This is a genomic window from Arthrobacter sp. alpha11c (genome assembly GCF_054149985.1).
This window is the reverse complement of sequence record NZ_CP196747.1, coordinates 2,323,918-2,339,579: the sequence shown is the minus strand read 5'-3', so window position 1 is coordinate 2,339,579 and position 15,662 is coordinate 2,323,918. Positions and strand designations below refer to the sequence as shown.

Annotated in this window: 15 protein-coding genes and 1 pseudogene; 6 read left to right on the top strand and 10 right to left on the bottom strand. The window is 60.9% G+C overall.

Features of this window, described 5'->3' with window-relative positions; genetic code table 11:
• Nucleotides 1–65: 65 nt before the first annotated feature.
• Both ACTAQJ_RS10590 and ACTAQJ_RS10585 read right to left on the bottom strand, forming a co-directional pair.
• The gene (locus ACTAQJ_RS10590) at nt 66–938 is read right to left on the bottom strand and encodes an SDR family NAD(P)-dependent oxidoreductase (protein ID WP_498701964.1); all 873 of its coding nucleotides are present in this window, start codon (nt 936–938) and stop codon (nt 66–68) included.
• 57 nt (nt 939–995) lie between these two features.
• Nucleotides 996–1,361 (bottom strand): TfoX/Sxy family protein, encoded by a 366-nt coding sequence (locus ACTAQJ_RS10585; protein WP_498701963.1) that lies wholly within the window; start codon nt 1,359–1,361, stop codon nt 996–998.
• Between the two features lie 209 nt (nt 1,362–1,570).
• Between ACTAQJ_RS10585 and ACTAQJ_RS10580 the strand changes: the two genes are divergently transcribed.
• The 5 genes and pseudogenes from ACTAQJ_RS10580 to ACTAQJ_RS10560 all read left to right on the top strand — a co-directional run bounded on the left by ACTAQJ_RS10580 (nt 1,571) and on the right by ACTAQJ_RS10560 (nt 8,540).
• Nucleotides 1,571–2,203, top strand: coding sequence for an MBL fold metallo-hydrolase (locus ACTAQJ_RS10580; protein WP_498701962.1), 633 nt, complete (start codon nt 1,571–1,573; stop codon nt 2,201–2,203).
• A 239-nt stretch (nt 2,204–2,442) separates the two neighbouring features.
• Nucleotides 2,443–2,646, top strand: coding sequence for a transcription antiterminator/RNA stability regulator CspE (gene cspE, locus ACTAQJ_RS10575; RefSeq protein ID WP_011773907.1), 204 nt, complete (start codon nt 2,443–2,445; stop codon nt 2,644–2,646).
• 412 nt (nt 2,647–3,058) lie between these two features.
• Nucleotides 3,059–5,617 (top strand): helix-turn-helix transcriptional regulator, encoded by a 2,559-nt coding sequence (locus ACTAQJ_RS10570; protein WP_498701961.1) that lies wholly within the window; start codon nt 3,059–3,061, stop codon nt 5,615–5,617.
• Between the two features lie 83 nt (nt 5,618–5,700).
• Nucleotides 5,701–6,969 (top strand): annotated as a pseudogene (locus ACTAQJ_RS10565) (APC family permease).
• A 308-nt stretch (nt 6,970–7,277) separates the two neighbouring features.
• On the top strand, nt 7,278–8,540 hold the full coding sequence (locus tag ACTAQJ_RS10560; protein WP_498701959.1) for a plasmid pRiA4b ORF-3 family protein: 1,263 nt from the start codon (nt 7,278–7,280) through the stop codon (nt 8,538–8,540).
• Between the two features lie 13 nt (nt 8,541–8,553).
• Here ACTAQJ_RS10560 and ACTAQJ_RS10555 read toward each other — a convergent pair whose 3' ends face one another.
• From ACTAQJ_RS10555 to ACTAQJ_RS10545, 3 genes are all read right to left on the bottom strand, one after another.
• On the bottom strand, nt 8,554–8,982 hold the full coding sequence (locus ACTAQJ_RS10555) for a MarR family winged helix-turn-helix transcriptional regulator (RefSeq protein ID WP_498701958.1): 429 nt from the start codon (nt 8,980–8,982) through the stop codon (nt 8,554–8,556).
• On the bottom strand, nt 8,982–9,398 hold the full coding sequence (locus ACTAQJ_RS10550; protein ID WP_498701957.1) for an SRPBCC family protein: 417 nt from the start codon (nt 9,396–9,398) through the stop codon (nt 8,982–8,984). Before ACTAQJ_RS10550 ends, ACTAQJ_RS10555 begins: the two co-directional genes overlap by 1 nt.
• 76 nt (nt 9,399–9,474) lie before the next feature.
• Nucleotides 9,475–10,092 carry a hypothetical protein gene (locus tag ACTAQJ_RS10545; RefSeq protein ID WP_498701956.1) on the bottom strand — a complete coding sequence of 206 codons (618 nt, stop codon included), beginning with the start codon at nt 10,090–10,092 and terminating at the stop codon, nt 9,475–9,477.
• A gap of 340 nt (nt 10,093–10,432) precedes the next feature.
• Here ACTAQJ_RS10545 and ACTAQJ_RS10540 point away from each other — a divergent pair, with 340 nt between their 5' ends.
• The gene (locus ACTAQJ_RS10540) at nt 10,433–11,629 is read left to right on the top strand and encodes a low temperature requirement protein A (RefSeq protein WP_498701955.1); all 1,197 of its coding nucleotides are present in this window, start codon (nt 10,433–10,435) and stop codon (nt 11,627–11,629) included.
• On the opposite strand, the gene ACTAQJ_RS10535 is transcribed toward ACTAQJ_RS10540, so the two are convergent.
• From ACTAQJ_RS10535 to ACTAQJ_RS10515, 5 genes are all read right to left on the bottom strand, one after another.
• Entirely contained in the window at nt 11,621–11,827 is a 207-nt protein-coding gene (locus ACTAQJ_RS10535; RefSeq protein ID WP_498701954.1) for a hypothetical protein, read from the bottom strand. The genes ACTAQJ_RS10540 and ACTAQJ_RS10535 overlap by 9 nt on opposite strands.
• Before the next feature lie 80 nt (nt 11,828–11,907).
• Nucleotides 11,908–12,048 carry a hypothetical protein gene (locus ACTAQJ_RS10530; RefSeq protein WP_498701953.1) on the bottom strand — a complete coding sequence of 47 codons (141 nt, stop codon included), beginning with the start codon at nt 12,046–12,048 and terminating at the stop codon, nt 11,908–11,910.
• A 113-nt stretch (nt 12,049–12,161) separates the two neighbouring features.
• On the bottom strand, nt 12,162–13,049 hold the full coding sequence (locus tag ACTAQJ_RS10525; RefSeq protein ID WP_498701952.1) for an SGNH/GDSL hydrolase family protein: 888 nt from the start codon (nt 13,047–13,049) through the stop codon (nt 12,162–12,164).
• An 84-nt stretch (nt 13,050–13,133) separates the two neighbouring features.
• Complete coding sequence (locus ACTAQJ_RS10520) at nt 13,134–14,483, bottom strand: UDP-glucose dehydrogenase family protein (RefSeq protein ID WP_498701951.1); 1,350 nt, start codon at nt 14,481–14,483, stop codon at nt 13,134–13,136.
• On the bottom strand, nt 14,480–15,646 hold the full coding sequence (locus ACTAQJ_RS10515) for a glycosyltransferase family 4 protein (RefSeq protein WP_498701950.1): 1,167 nt from the start codon (nt 15,644–15,646) through the stop codon (nt 14,480–14,482). Before ACTAQJ_RS10515 ends, ACTAQJ_RS10520 begins: the two co-directional genes overlap by 4 nt.
• Nucleotides 15,647–15,662: the final 16 nt, after the last annotated feature.

The following is a 15,662-nucleotide window of genomic DNA, read 5'->3' as shown; positions in this document are numbered from 1 at the left end:
ACCCGTTCCGGTCTCATCTGCTCCTTTTGGACTGCGGGTGCGGGAGGGCAGTCTTGGCTGTCAGGTCACAGTATTTTGGACAGTCGCTCGCACTCTTCCCACAGCCGCTTCCGGGCGGCGGGATCAGAGCCCATGCCCGGCGTCGGCAGTTCCTTGCGTTTCGCCCAGAGCTTGCCGGACACCGCCGCAGCCTCTGGCGAGGTGGAGAGCCACACGGCCGTATCGGCTGCCTTCTCTGCGGGCTTGCCGAAGGTGTTTGTCATCCAGCGGAAGGGGCCGCCAACGTCCTGCAGAAGACCGGTGTGCTTGACGAGGCCTGGATGCACCGCATTTACCACTACGTTGGATCCGCGAAGGCGCTCCGCGAACTCCTGGGTCAACAAAACCCTGCCTAGCATCGTCGGCGGGGTTGAGCGCAGGTAGCTGTAGCTGCCTTTCGCAGTTTGAAGGTCGTCGAAATCGATCTTGGTGACCGAGGGGCCGCCGGAATACTTGGAAGCGATGTTTACGATCCGCGATGGCTGCCCTCCATCCCTGCCCGCGCCACTCTTGAGCGCATCCAGGAGCAGATTCGTGAGAAGGAAGTAGCCCATCACGTTGGTAGCGAACGTGACCTCGAGGCCATCCGCGGTCACGTGGCGTTCCTTGCGGAAAACGCCGGCCGCGTTGACGAGCACGTGAAGTTCGTCGTGGCGGGAAAGGAACTCCCCAGCGGCCGAGCGAATTGACGTTTGGTTTGAGAGATCGCAGGCAATAGGCTCCAAGGTCGCGCCCGGGACCGCCGCCTGGATGTCGCGCATAGCCTCCTCTGCCCGCGCTTCTGTCCGTCCAACCACGACGACGGTGGCACCTTCGCGGGCCAGTGCAGTGGCGATGGCCTTAGCAAGACCACCCGTAGCGCCGGTTACCAGCGCTGTTCGTCCATTCATCGAGGGCATGGCTTGATCTCAGCACGAAACGGCATGTTTGGCGAGGGTCCGGGAAGGGTGAGGTCTCTAGTTCTTGGAAGGCCGTGCCTTAGGTTTCTTCGGCGGGAGCCCGGCCACGTAATCGAATGCTTTGGCCACCCATGGTTCGGCCTTCTCAGCGTCATCGTTCCAAACTTCCGGAAGACCGGTGTATCCGCCCATGGGACGTTCTTCAGGACCAAAGGGCTGAGTTTCATGATCAGCCTCGAGTTCGGCCTTGTCAGCGTCAGAAAGACGGACGCCGATGGTCGGACCGAACAATCCTGCAAACATGTTGCCATTCACGAAAGCGCCAAGATTGCCGAACATCGGCTTGACGACGACATCGGGATGATCGGGCAGCACAGAACGGAAGCGTTCCTTATCGGCGTCCGAGGGCTTGGGCATCTGCATTTGCTTGTCCTCCTAGGTTGTACCTCCATGGCACCTGTACGCAGAGCATGACAAGCAGTCCGGAAACCAGCAAGGGGGCCTGCCTCCTCGACGGACGCGCCGGCCGATGGGAGTCTGGATCATGGCCACAGATCTCAGCGCGCGCTGGGCTGAAGGATCTGTTGCTTCCGGGACACATCACGGCCTTGATGTGGGACTGAGGTGAAGAATTGAATTCTCCCGCTGCAATCCGCGTTACTGCCATTCGTGTCGCCGAGCTGCTTGCGGAAGGCGAGGCAATGCCGGTGTATGTGCATATCATCGACCACCCCGAGGGGCGCGTGCTGGTGGATACCGGCATGACTCAGCTTCATCCGGCGGTCGCCGACATGGAGCCACGCATTTATCCACTGAACGAGCAGGACTTCGACATCAGCAGCGTCGATATCGTCGTCAACACTCACCTGCATTTTGACCATTGCGGAGGTAACCACCTCTTCGCGGGCAAGCCCGTCTACGTTCAGCGTCAGGAGCTTGACGACGCCCGTAACCAGGACGACTACACCATCCCGGAATGGGTGGACCCACCAGGGATGCAGTACGTCACCGTCGACAACGAACTCGAACTTCTTCCCGGGATACGGCTCCTTCGGACACCAGGTCACACTCGAGGCTCACAGGTTGTCGTCATTGACGGAGACGGACCGCCTACTATCATCGCCGGTGACACCGCGGTTTTCTTCGACGAACTTGATAACCCCCGCACCGAGGGCCAGCAGCTCATTCGCTCTCTGAATCCTGCAACGGTTTGGCTTGCACACGCGCACACGCCGTGGAAACCAGGAGTTTCAGTATCGCCATGACCCCTGGCGGCCCCCTTCGCAGGGGGTAATCCGGCCATCGGATTGATTAATCTGACGTCGTACTAGCTATCTGCTCAGATCTATGTAAACTTGACGGTGTTGTTGTGTTTGGCATTTGGTAGTTCAGGCAGTCCCCGTGATCCATCTGGATCGCGACCTTCTGAAGTAACGGTGGAGAACACCCCACACCGGAGACCCGAAAGTCGGGAGAATCTCCACCTTCAGTAAGGACTGAAAAAATGGCTACAGGTACCGTGAAATGGTTCAACTCCGAAAAGGGCTTCGGCTTCATCTCTCCTGAAGATGGCAGCCAGGACGTTTTCGCTCACTACTCTGCGATCAACTCCTCGGGCTACCGCTCCCTCGAAGAGAACCAGAAGGTTTCCTTCGACGTCGAGCAGGGCCCCAAGGGTCCCCAGGCAGTAAACATCCAGGCTATCTAGTCTTCGGATAAACAAAAAAGCAGGGCTGGTCATTGACCGGCCCTGCTTTTTCTTATCGCTGTAGTCGAATATGTATACGAGTTGCTAAGAGGTTAGTAGAACATATATCCACATAGCGAATTACACCCCTGTAACTCACCTTCGAACGTCCGTAGCGTGGTTGGTATCAACTACGAAACCGAGGGCCTCCCATGGACGAACAGACTGCAGACGACTCTTTCCCGCCAGCTCATTCGAAGCAGGCCCAGCACCTAGGCGAGTCGCGCGAGCACTCATTTTTGCCCGAATCGCCACCTAGACGGGCGCTAAGCGGCCTGTGCAAGGCTGTTTTGCCACCTAGTCCCGTTTCCGAAATCTAACCTGCGAAGTGAGCCGCATGTCGGTCATCCACAGAAACAGAAGGTTGCATCGAGTGTTCGATTCTGAGGTTCAGCGCATCCTCGATTTCGTCGGCCGCGGCATAAGCGTGCGGATTATTGGAGCCCCCGGAAGCGGCAGGACCACTGTGTTGCAAAACGTGGTGGCCAACCTGGAAAAAACCGGCATCGCCATCCACGTCATCAGCGGCCTTCGAACACATCGCTCAATTCCGTACTCAGCCATCAAGAGCCTGGGTTTAGAGCTTCGGCCCGGCCGCAGCGGAGTCATGGATATGGCAGATGCGCTCTCAAGCCAGTTATCCAAGCCTGGAAAGCACGTCCTGATAGTGGACGACATACATCTGCTGGACATCGAATCGCTGGCGGTCCTGGAATCCGTTCGGCGTAGGTCCGACTGTCCGCTGATCGTCACGGCTCCGGACAGCGGCTCGATCTCACGAGGCCAACTCGCCGTCATGAACAGTGGCCGCGAAGCTTTGCTGCAACTGAACCCACTCCATTTTGAGCAAGTACACACTTTGGTAACGCAGGTGCTGGGGGCTGCTGCAGATGCCGACACAACAGCCAGAATCCTGACCAAGTCCGGCGGCAACCCTCGGCTCATCGTCCGCATTACGGAGACCGCGGCCCTAAGCGAGCTGCTGGTTATGCGTGGCCGGCAGTGGCAGATGACAGGTGACAGCCTCTGGAACGACCATCTGAGAGGAACCCTCGAAGAGCTGCTGGCGGACCTGGATCCGGAAGAAGTCACTGCCCTTCACACCATGGCAATCCTTGGCACCGCCCGTGTAGACGTTCTGCAAAAGGTGGTCCAGCCCGATGTGCTGGAAGGCCTTGAACGGCGCGGATTCCTGTCTGTCATGGACGATCACCACAATGGACCGATCGCGGCGATAAGCCCGCCAGTCATCGCAGACTATTTCCGGGGCCAAAAGACGCTCAGGGACCGGCACCTCTTGCGGAACAAGATCGCTGGTGCACTTGAGGGTGTGCCTCAAACTGCGCAGGGAAATTCAACGACTGCCGACTGCCTATCCCGGGTGCTGGGGTCCTTGCGGCTCGAGAAGGGAAACGATGACGCCGTAACCGCCCGGCATTTTCACGATCACAGTGCAGCCCGCGAACGCACGCGCTATGAACGATGGCAAGCGAACAAGTCCGCGACCAATGCTGCTGCCCTGCTCAGGGTTTACTGGGGAGCGCCCGTGAACGTTATGCGGGCAACCCGCGTCTGCCAGGAGACGTCCACGCTCAACGGCGACCCCAACGACATTCTCTTTCTTGCGATCACCAAGGCTTTCCTTGCAATCTACTCAGGGCAAGGCGTGAGCACGGCTGTGGACATCCTGAAAGGATTCGCCGAGCACAACCCGGAACAGGCCTCTACTGCCGACGCCGCAATCATCTTCATCAACGCCTCCCACGGTCGTGTCGGGCCTGTGGCCGAGCCTTCTGCTGGCACCCCGCAGCCTCCCTCACTGGGGTTGGAAGGACTCGTCCAAAGCTTGCTCGAGCTGTATCGTTTTCGGCCGGGTGCGGTCCTCAGCCTGACAGAGAAGGCTGAGGACGACGACACCTTCCCGCACCTACGTCCATTCGTTCACGGTCTGGCGCTTTTTGCAGCAGGCAGGATCGAGGACTCCCTGGTCTTCGCACTGGATTGGCGTGCCGAGGCCCGCCGAAACCTCGATCAATTCGGCGTCGTTGCCAGTAGTTACGTGGCAGCGCTCGGTCTCCTGTACCGCGGTTACTTCGAAGAAGCCGAGTACCTCATGAGCAGTGTGTTTGCCATGGGCCGTCCCGGGTTCGTCGTCGACGTCCTTTATGACGCCATGCTGCGGCTCGCCGGCCTACGGCATGCGACGACGGCCATCTCGCCAGCGCTGTCCATCGCCTCGCAGGCACGGAGTGAAGTGCCTGATGTTGGACCGTTGCCCGGTATCGGCAAGGGTGTACACGAGCTCGTTGCCGCGGAGACTACCCAGCCGTCGGTTTTTGATCGACGGGCCGTGAAGCTCATCAAACGCCAGATGAAGAGCGGCTACATCCTGGAAGCAACAATGACGGCGCTGCTCTGCACATGCCTGTGTCCCGGCGCGCCGGTTCTGGATCTCCTGCGGAAGATCCTGCGCGACAGCGGAGTGACGGCTCACGACCAGATGATGGCCGTTGCCACCGCCGTTGTGGAAGGGGATCACAAGCTGCTTGGTCTCCTCCTGAAACACTACGAATTGGACGCCGACAACTATCAGATCGGCATGCTCCTTCGAGGTGCCCTCAAACGTCACGTTCTGGAAGGGAACACAGCAGCGGCCGAGGCCATGGCCGAAGCATCCTCGATGTTCGCAGCAAGATTTCCGTCAACCAACGAGCAACTCTCCTTCAACACTTTCAGGACGACACCCCTGACCGAACGAGAAATTGAGGTTGCCGCGTTGGCGGGACATCGCTCCAACGTTGAGATTGCTGAACATCTGGGGATCAGCGCGAGAACAGTGGAAAACCACATCTCCAACGCCCTCCGAAAAACCGGCGCAACCTCGCGTAATGGCCTGTTCATCCTCGTGGGGAATTCAATGGCCGCACGCTGACTCACGTTAGGCTGAACGTATCTTCCAGTACGAGTCTCCGGTGACATCGGTAGAGCTCAGACCTTGATGCGTGAAGGGTTCTCGTGAGCAATTCCCCGGCCTTGGCCCGCCGCCTCGGCACCTTTGATGCTTCCCTCATTGGCTTAGGCTCCATGATTGGCGCCGGGGTCTTCGCGGCGTTCACGCCAGCCGCAGCAGCTGCAGGATCTGGTCTGCTTATAGGTCTGGTCGTTGCCGCCTTCGTGGCCTTCTGCAACGCGACGTCGTCCGCGCAGCTCGCCGCCAGATACCCCACCTCCGGTGGAACCTACGTCTACGGACGTGAGCGGCTTGGGCCTTGGTCCGGGTTCCTTGCCGGGTGGGGATTCGTGATCGGCAAGACGGCCAGCGCCGCAGCCATGGCCATGACCTTCGCGGCCTATGCAGCACCGGCAGGCTGGGAGCGCCCGGTGGCGATTGCCGCCGTCGTAATTTTGACGGCTGTTGAACTACTCACGGAGTGACCCGCACAGCGGGACTTACGCGGATTTTGGTGATCGCCGTCCTGACCGCTCTTGCGATAGCCATGGCGGCCGTTTGGGGTGGCTCCGGACCTGACTTCAGCAACTTTGTGGGGGAGGGGCTGCTGGCGCACGGCTGGTACGGCATATTGCAGTCGGCCGGGCTGTTGTTCTTTGCCTTCGCTGGCTACGCGAGGATTGCCACCAGTGGGGGAGGAGGTTCGCGAACCTCGCCGCACGATACCCCGTGCCATCAGCATCGCCCTGGGAATCACAATCGTCATTTATGCCTTGATAGCGGTCACGCTGTTGGCGGCACTGGGACCCGACGGTGTTTCCGGGACGCCGACACCCCTCGCCGATGCCGTCACTGCCGGCGCAATGTCTTGGGCTGCTCCGATTGTTCGGATCGGAGCCGCAGTTGCCTCTTTGGGTGCTCTCCTGGCGCTGATCGCGGGGCTGGGCCGGACGAGCTTGGCGATGGCCCGCGAGCACGACCTCCCGCACTGGCTCGCGGCAGTTCACCCGCGATACAAGGTTCCCCACCGTGCAGAAACAACGCTGGCCGTGGTGATTTGCCTGATCATTGCCGTGGCTGACCTCAGGGGCGCCATCGGATTCTCGTCGTTCGGTGTGCTGCTTTACTACTTGGTCGCAAATATTGCGGCATTCACTCAGCCCGCCGAGGACCGCAGGTACCCGAAGGCCCTGCAAGTGGCTGGGGCTGTTGCCTGCGTGGCGTTGGTTGCGACGCTACCGCCACTGTCTGTCGGGCTGGGTGTGCTGATGTTCGTGGTGGGCATCGTGTTCCGGGTGATCCGTTTGCGCCGGAGCCCGTCCAGCCCTCGATAGGCCTCCTCCGGAAGCCGGGTGGGCACGACTCCACCTGGGGGTTATTAGGTGGAGCCGTGCCGTTGTGCCTTCTTCGCCTGGGACGAGTGGGGTACCCGCCGGACACCGGGTTTCCCGTCCCGAAGGCACAAGAGGAGACTATGGCCGAAATGGGGGTCTAGGTGCTCGTACATTCGCTCTAGGTGCTGGTTTATGAGCAAATTCGGGCTTTCGATGGTGCATCAATCCAAAAATGAGTGTTCGCAGAGACGAACTAGGTGGTGTGACACGATTGCGCCCTGCTCAAACATCACTGGCAGGATTGGCGTATGGAGTCACCCACCCAAGTCCCCGCCGTCGAGCTGCGCATTTCCATCAGTGAATCGGACCCGCTGATTTGGCGGCAGCTCGTTCTCCCGGAAAACGCTACCGTTGCCGAGCTGCACAGTGCGATTCAATGCGCATTCGATTGGAAGAACGCACATCTTTACGCCGTGGCCGGCCATGACCAGGCCGGCAAGAAACGGATCATCACCAGGGTCGCCGAAGATGACGACGCACCTGAAGGCGCGGAGGAGGCCAGCGGGGTGGAACTGCGGGAGTTGTTCGACTCAGGCCAGCCTGGAAAGTCGTCCCTTGAATACGACTACGACTTTGGTGACAACTGGACTCACGAAATCGAAGTCGTGGGACCCGCCCTAATTCAGGAATCGACAATTACGTGTACAGGCGGCGCAATGCGTGGCCCCCTCGAGGACTCGGGGGGAGTGCATGGATACGCCAATATTGTGGGAGCGGTCGGAGACCCAAGCCACCCAGAGCATGACGACATGGTCGGATGGCTGGAGTGGGTGACCAGCGAACGGGCTGACCGCTTCGACCCGACGGCTTTCGACATGGAGGCTGTCAATGGTGAGCTGCATCGGCTGGCGCAGAGGTTGTGGCCAGAGGCGCCCACGCAGGAAGACATGGAAGCGGTGCTGGCCCCCGTTAGTTGGCTCTTGAGTGAAGCCAACCCCGATGGGCTGGATCTGACCTCAGCAGGATGGCTCAAACCTGCAATTGTTAAACGAATGATGACCGAGCTCAATTGGGACGACGACTGGTTCGGACCGGGCCGCAACGAGGTCAATATCCCCGAGGTGAGGAACCTCCGGGAGCAATTGCAGAATTGGAAACTGCTGCGTAAGTCGAAGAATAAGTTGCTGCTCACGCCTCTGGGTCGGCGGGTGGTTCAAAACCCCGCGGCCCTGTGGGAGTTCCTGGCCAACCACTTCGCATCCCCGGACTCGCCGGTTGAGAAAGTCATCACTCAGCTCCTGGTCTCGTGGGAATTGGCCGGAGTGACGCCGGGCTATGCCACCATTGATGAAGCAGTTCGATCGGAACTTTCCATGCTCGGGTTCCGTGTATCCGAGGGCAATGGCCTGATTCCCCTCGAGCTGGCTCACGACCTCTTTTACGACGTGAAACGACCGTTGGAATTTCTATCCCTGTGGGGTCCGCGAATGTGGCGGCGACCTAACGCGAAGCTTTCCGACGCCGGTCTGAAGTTCCTCCTCGACGTCCAGCGCCGTCTGGGTGACGACTAGCCAGGGGCAGCGATCAATCGCTCGGATGCGCCAGCCTTTTCAGCAGCGGTACCAGCTCACCGGCCGGCGCCGGCTTGAAGAACTCGGCGTCGGCCAGCTCTACTGCGGCGATTGCTCGTGGAGCCAGCTCAGAGCCTGCTTCAGTAACACGTAGCCGTTTGGCCCTCGTGTCCGAGGGGTCGACTTCGCGTTCGATGAGACCTTTCACCTCCAGGGTTCGAAGGACCTGAGAGGCCATCTTTACGTCGGTACCGGCTTGGCGGGCAACGGCGAGCTGATTGGGGTGCTCACCCTCTTTGTTGAGCCACCAGGTGCAGGCAAGAAGCACGAACTGCACGTGGGTGAGGCCGATCGGAGCCAATGCGGCCGCCATCTCACGCTGCCAGCGAAGGGTGGTGTGCCACAGCAGGAATCCGGGGCTTTCGCCCGGGCTGAGCGGCATCAGCGTTGGGCGAGTTCGACGAGCGAAGCCATGGTGTCCGGCCAATCTGAAGTAATGGCAGGCCCAATCTCGGGCCCCACCTGATCTGCGCCAGCACCGGTGATCTCCATCTTGTAGACGACCCGGACCCGACCGCCGTCGAGCCTGTCCAAGCGGTGGGCGGTTCGGATCAGCAGCTCATCGAAGCGTGCTTCGTCGACGAACAGCTCTCCGTCCACTACCTCCGCGATGCGCAATTGGATGGGTTCATCCCCGGGTGGCGTCATGAGGATCTGCGAACCCTCCGCGAAGGCGCCGTCGATCTCAACGTGTTCAATTTCGGCGTTCCAGGAACCCCAGTTCTCGACGTCGGACCAGAGTCGCCAGAGCGCCTCGGGTGCCGCGGTGGTTTCAATGCTGTGCTCGTAATCCCACATGGTTGCCTCCCGAAGTAGATGGTCTACGCAAAGACTATCTGCGCGTAGACCATCTTGTACAGTGGCAAATCAGGGGCTACTTCTCACAGCCGATACCGTCGTGGTCGTTGTCCAGGCCATAGATGTCAGAACCAACCACGGTTACCGGGCCTCTGACGTAAGCAGGTCCGTTGCCTTTGCCGCCGGCACAGTCGACGTCGGACGCAACAGGTACGCAGGCACCGGCATAGTTCGGGTCGCAGCCACTCTGAACGAGGGGAGCGGGGGCGGGTTTGGCAGCAGCGGCAGCCTGATCGGCGGCAGCTTGATCTGCCGCTGCTTTTGCTGCTGCAGCTTGATCGGCGGCGAGTTTGTCCGCGGCAGCCTTGTCGGCTGCTGCCTTGTCCGCTGCAGCTTTCGCTGCTGCGTCCGCTGCCACCTTCTCTGCTGCGGCCTTTGCCGCAGCGTCTGCAGCGCGTTGATCAGAAAGCTTTCCTGCTGTTGCGGAGTCCAGCCAGGCGAGTTGTCCCGATTGATCAATGGTGCAGATGTACGTTTCGCCGGCCACGGATTGGGTGTTCTTCTCGGTAGTGCAAGCTTTCCCGGCTATCTTGCTCGGCGTTGGCGAAGGAGATGCGGACGTCGACTCCGTGGTGTTGCTCACCGATCCAGCAGCTCCCATGGACGCAGAACCGCAGCCGACCAGCAAAATCATCAGTGATCCGATGGCCGTGATTCCGAGCGCTTTACCGCGAAAAGAACGTGACGATTTGCCGCCGAAAAGCGAGTGTTTTCCGGCGCGCGAAAGTTGTGTGTGCAATGTGTTGCCCCCTTAGAGTGCGCCCATGCGAAAGGCGCGTGGAGGCACAGTAACACCGGTCACACGGGCCCCACAGGAGAAGTCTTCTATGACTTATCGCACCTGCCAGTCAAGAAGCATGCCGGTTGCCGCGCGAGGCGTCATCGCTGAGCAGTTCGTCGGCTGCGGGGTCGCCAGTGACGTTCACAGGAGTCCATGGCTGCCTATCCGGGCGTCGCGTGCCTAGCATTGGTAAATGATGGCTAAATCGTCGGGCTCCGGCGCGTGGACCAAGGATGCAGCCCGCGATCCACGCAGGGTGCACTGGATGGAACTGTTCTTCGACCTCGTCTTTGTGGCTTTCGTGGGGCAGCTTGCCCATGGAATCCACGGTGACCCCGGTTGGGTCGAATTCGGAACTTTCGTCCTGCTCTTCTTCCCGGCGTGGTGGGCTTGGGTGAACATGGTTTCGGTCGTCAACCTCTTGCCGGCCCTGTCCTCCCGGCGGCTGGGCATTGCGATGCTGGCGGCGATGGCAGCTGCGAGCGTGATGGCCGCCGCCGCGCCGGGCGCGTTTGGCGAACGGGCGTGGGCCTTCTCGCTTGCCAACGCTGCCATGCGGGTCATCCTCCTGGTCTTGTGGCTGCATCTGCACCGTCAACGAGCCGGCGGTACGCCGCGGCGCATCTGGACATATAACGGCGGGACGGCCCTTCTTTGGCTCGTCGCCGCATTCCTGCCGCTCTACGTCGCGTTGATCCTGTGGGCGGCATCGATCGCCATCGAGGTTGGCATGGTGGCGGTCGGTGGACGCCTCTGGCCTGAGCGCGGCGTTGGTGGCATCAACATCGAGCATGCTTCCGAACGGCTAGGTCTCTTTGTCATCATTGTCCTCGGCGAATCCGTTCTCACGATCGTCAGTGAAGTCTCGAATGATTGGAGTCTGGGCGCCGGCATCGCCGGTGCGCTGGGATTTCTCATCGTGGCACTCCTGGGCTGGGCGTTCTTCCAGTATGGAACCGGGGCCATCACTGCGGGGCTCGAACGTCTGCAATCGCAGTCCGACTTCTCCGGGATACTTCAGACCACGCTGTTTTTGCCGTTTCTCCTGGTTGTGGGCGTGACAGCGATCGCCGCTGCGATCGCAACTGCCATTCCAGCACCGTTCGAGCATCTGCCTTTCGGTTCCGGGGTTTCGCTTGGTGGCGGAATCGCCCTGTTCTATGCGTGCAACGCGGTGGTGGCGCTTCGCTACGGCCAACCGCTTCGAATGGTAGTGCCGTGGGCGGTGCCCGCAGTGGTGGTCGCGTCCTTGCTCATACCGATCAACGCTATGGTTTCGGCGGCCGTCATCCTGGTAAGTGCCGTGGTCCTCCTGCTTCTGGTCACGGCTTATGTGGAGTTCCGCAGACGACGGCGGCTGGCTGATGGATCTTTACGGCTCCTAACCTGAGCCCAACAACCACGATTGGTCAGTTTGGGTTTCCTTCGGGTGCCGGCGCAGCTTCCCTATCACCAGTTCCAGTGGCCACACCACCACCCGAAGTGCCCCTGCCACCAGCAACAGAATCACAAAGAGCACTATGGCTGGCAGGCAAAACACGAACACCGTGATTGCAGTAATGAGATAACCGACGATATAAGCCGTCATCACCCCGGTGTCCACCGTGAGCTCCCGAAGATTGAATTACCAATAGAGGGTCTTGCCCGGTGCACGCACCAGGCTACGGTCTAACGGGTTTCGGTGGGCCCAGTGCTGGTATTGGTGCTGGTCCCGGAAGATCCGCCACGGCTGATCGGAATCCGCACTTCAAGGAACCGACGGACAGGATCGGCGATGTCGCTGGCCGACCAACGAAGTAGATTGCTCATCGTGGTGCCTCCTGTTTATTACCAGGCCCCGCGGACCGACCCCGGGCGGGGCCTAAATCGGATCTACACAAATAAATTACGCCGAACACGCATCGTTGTTAAGGCGCCCCCATTTATCCGTCCACCAGCGCTTTCGACGCCCCCGAAGCGTTTTCGCTTTCGAAGACAGGGCCTGCCGACGGCCGCTTCGCCAGGTGTTCCTCTCCGGGACCGTGGGGACGAAGCTGCTTAAAGACCCAAGGGAAAAAGTACGCCTTTGCCCACGCGAGGTCACCGGCCCTGGCTTGACGCCAGCTGCTTTCGGGCAGCGCTTTGGGCTCCAGCTGCCGAAGCGTATGCGGGACATTGAGTGTGTCCAGCACGGCGATGGCAATCGTGTGATGACCTAGCGGGGAGAAATGCAGCCGGTCAGGGTCCCACATCCTTGGGTCCTTGAGTTGCCTTAGGGCCCAGAGATCTGTGATGAGCGTGCCGTGGCGGGCAGCAATAGCGCGAACGTTCTCGTTGAAGATGGCCACTTTGCCACGGTTGCGTCCGAGCACGGGTGTGGATCCCCAGTCGGGTCCCGTGAACAAAACGATCGTCGCGCCTGTCTCAGCCAAGAGGCTCACGCCGGTCTCAAGTTTGCTCGCAAGCTTGTCCGGGTCACTGGCGTGGAACACCATATCGTTCCCGCCTGCAGACAACGTGATCAGGTCAGGCTTCAGAGTTAGTGCCTGACCGATCTGCTGGTCCAGGATCTGCTGCAACAGCAACCCGCGCACGGCGAGGTTCGCATAGGCAAAATCCGGCTGGCCGACTGCCAGTTCTTCGGCAACGCGGTCAGCCCAGCCGCGCAGCCCTCCGACGCTTCCTGGTTCCGGATCCCCAATACCTTCGGTAAAGGAATCTCCAAGCGCCACATACCTGCTCCAGGGGTGCGAGCGGTCCTTGATATTCTGCCCAGCACCCGCTTTGAGATCAACAAGGCCTTTGGGGGTAACCCGGCCACGCCACCTCATTGCCCTACCTCCTTGTAAGGAAAAAGGTTCTTACACAGTGATAACGGCAGTGCTGGTCGTGATGTTCCCGGCATGTCCAGCCGGTTAGAGGAACATTTCCTCCGCCACCACGGACGCTCCCGTCCCCAACCCGCGGACGGTCCATCCAGCACTTCGCCAGGCCTCAGCGTCCAGTACGTTCCGAGCGTCCAGCACCATCCGGCGTCGTACGAGGGAACCCGCAATCGACGGCGAGAGGGACACGTATTCGTCCCATTCGGTGAGCAGCAACACGAGTTCGGCGCCCTCAAGGGCCCGCTTGGTGGAGGCCTCGAAGCGGATTTGTGGGTAGCGGATCCAGGCGTTGTTGATGGCTTTGGGATCGGTGACGGTTACGTGCGCGCCGGCGGAGGCGAGTTGCTGGGCGACGTCCAGAGCGGGGGAGTCCCGGATGTCGTCGGTGTCCGGTTTGAACGCTGCGCCGAGGATTGTCACTGTTCTGCCGGAGAGGAAACCGCGGCACATTTCCCTTGCCACATCCACGGCACGGGTGCGCTGGTCCAGGTTGATGCTGTCTACCAACGCCATCCATCGGTCTACGGACGGGACGGAAAGCTCGCGCGATTGGGCGCGGAAGGAGCGGATGTCCTTGGGCAGGCAGCCCCCGCCGAATCCGAGTCCGGCATGCAGGTACCGGTTGCCGATGCGCGGGTCCAGGCCCATCGCCTCGCTGAGCTCGCCCACGTCAGCACCCGACGCGTCGCAGAGCTCTGCCATCGCGTTGATGAAGCTGACCTTCGTGGCCAGGAACGCGTTCGACGCCGACTTGATCAGCTCCGCAGTTGCAAAGTTGCAGACCAAACGAGGGATGCCCGCGCTGATCAGTGGCTCGTACACGGCATCCAGAACGGCAGTCACGGGAGCGCCAGCTGCGGCACCCTTCCCGCCGGGAACCCCGTAAACCAGGCGATCGGGAACCAGGGAATCCTTGACGGCTGTACCCTGGCGCAGGAACTCGGGGTTCCAGCCGAGCAGGACGTCCGAGCGCCGGGCCAGGACCGCGCGCAGCGTCTCCACAGTGCCTACCGGCACCGTTGATTTACCCACGACGGCGGCACTCTTGGCCAGGTGGGGGAGGAGGCTCTTCGTGGCGCTCATCAGGTAGGAGAGATCGGCCGTGTCAGAGGTCTTGGACTGCGGCGTGCCCACACAAAGGAAATGCACTTTGGCGTCGGCTGCCGCTGAGAAGTCAGTAGTGAACTTCAGGCGGCCCGTGGTGCGTCCGTCGCTGAGCAGTTCGTCCAGGCCGGGCTCGTGAAAGGGAGCCAGCGCCTTGTTGAGCTGCTCAACCTTGTGGGAATCGACGTCGATGCCCACCACGGAATGGCCCATGGACGCGAGCGTTGCGGCGTGGACTGCGCCGAGGTAGCCGCAGCCGATCACGGAGATCTTCATGAGGAGGGTCCTTTGCTTGAGGTCAGTTCAGTGGGGCCGGCTTCGCTGGGAATGCCGGCGACAACTTCGTTGTAATGCCGCACCAGGTCGGCGCTGAGCACAGGCCACGTCCGGCCCTGGACCGAAGCGGTTGCTGCCGCTGCGAACGCGCGGCGCTTGGCGTCGTCGCCCATCAGGTCCTGCACATAGTCGCGCAGTTGAGTGAGGTTTCCCGGCTCGTACAGCCAACCCGTGCGGGAGTTTTCCACGAGGTCCAGGGGGCCGCCGCGGCCGGTCGCGACCACTGGAACGCCCGATGCCATGGCTTCCTGGATGGTCTGGCAGAAGGTTTCGAACTCGCCGGGATGGACGAAGAGATCGAAGCCTGCCACAGCCTCCGCCAGGGAATCCCCGCCGAGGAAGCCGGCGAAGTGGGCATTCGGCAGGGCCGCTTGGAGTGCTTCCCGCTGCGGACCATCACCAACAATCACCAGCTTCGTATCCGGCAGGTCCGCCAGCACGGCGAGGTCTTCCACCTGTTTCTCCACCGCGAGGCGGCCGACGTAGCCGATAATCCGGTGACCGTCCGGCGCTACCGAGCTGCGCCACGCCGTCGAACGTTTCGCCGGGTTGAAGCGCGCGGTGTCCACGCCGCGGCGCCACATGTCCACGCGCAGGATCCCGCGTCCGCGCAACTGGTTCAGCGCGAACGTGGACGGCACAAGGGTTCGGGTGGCCAGAAGGTGGATGTTGTCCACGCGGTTCCACGCCCAGTTCTCCAAGAACGGCACGCCATAGCGGGTGGCGTAGCCGGGAACCTCGGTTTGGTAGATCGCAACCGTCGGGATCCCGAGCTGATCGGCGGCCTGCACTGCCCGCCAGCCGAGGACGAACGGGGAGGCGAGATGAACGACGTCGGGGGCGAAATCGGCAAGGATTCGCTTGACCCGATTCACACCACCCAACGCAACCCGCACATTCGTGTAACCGGCCAGCGGCACTGAGGGAAGCCTGTGCACATACGCACCCTTCACGACGCTCGAAACATCAGTGTCCGACGTCGACGGCGCGATCACCATCACCTCATCCCCGCGCTCCTGCAGATGCTCCAGCACCCGCAGTATCGAATGGGTTACCCCATTCATCAGTGGCAGGAATGATTCGGCGACGATTGCGATCCTCACGCCTTCAACGGTGGTC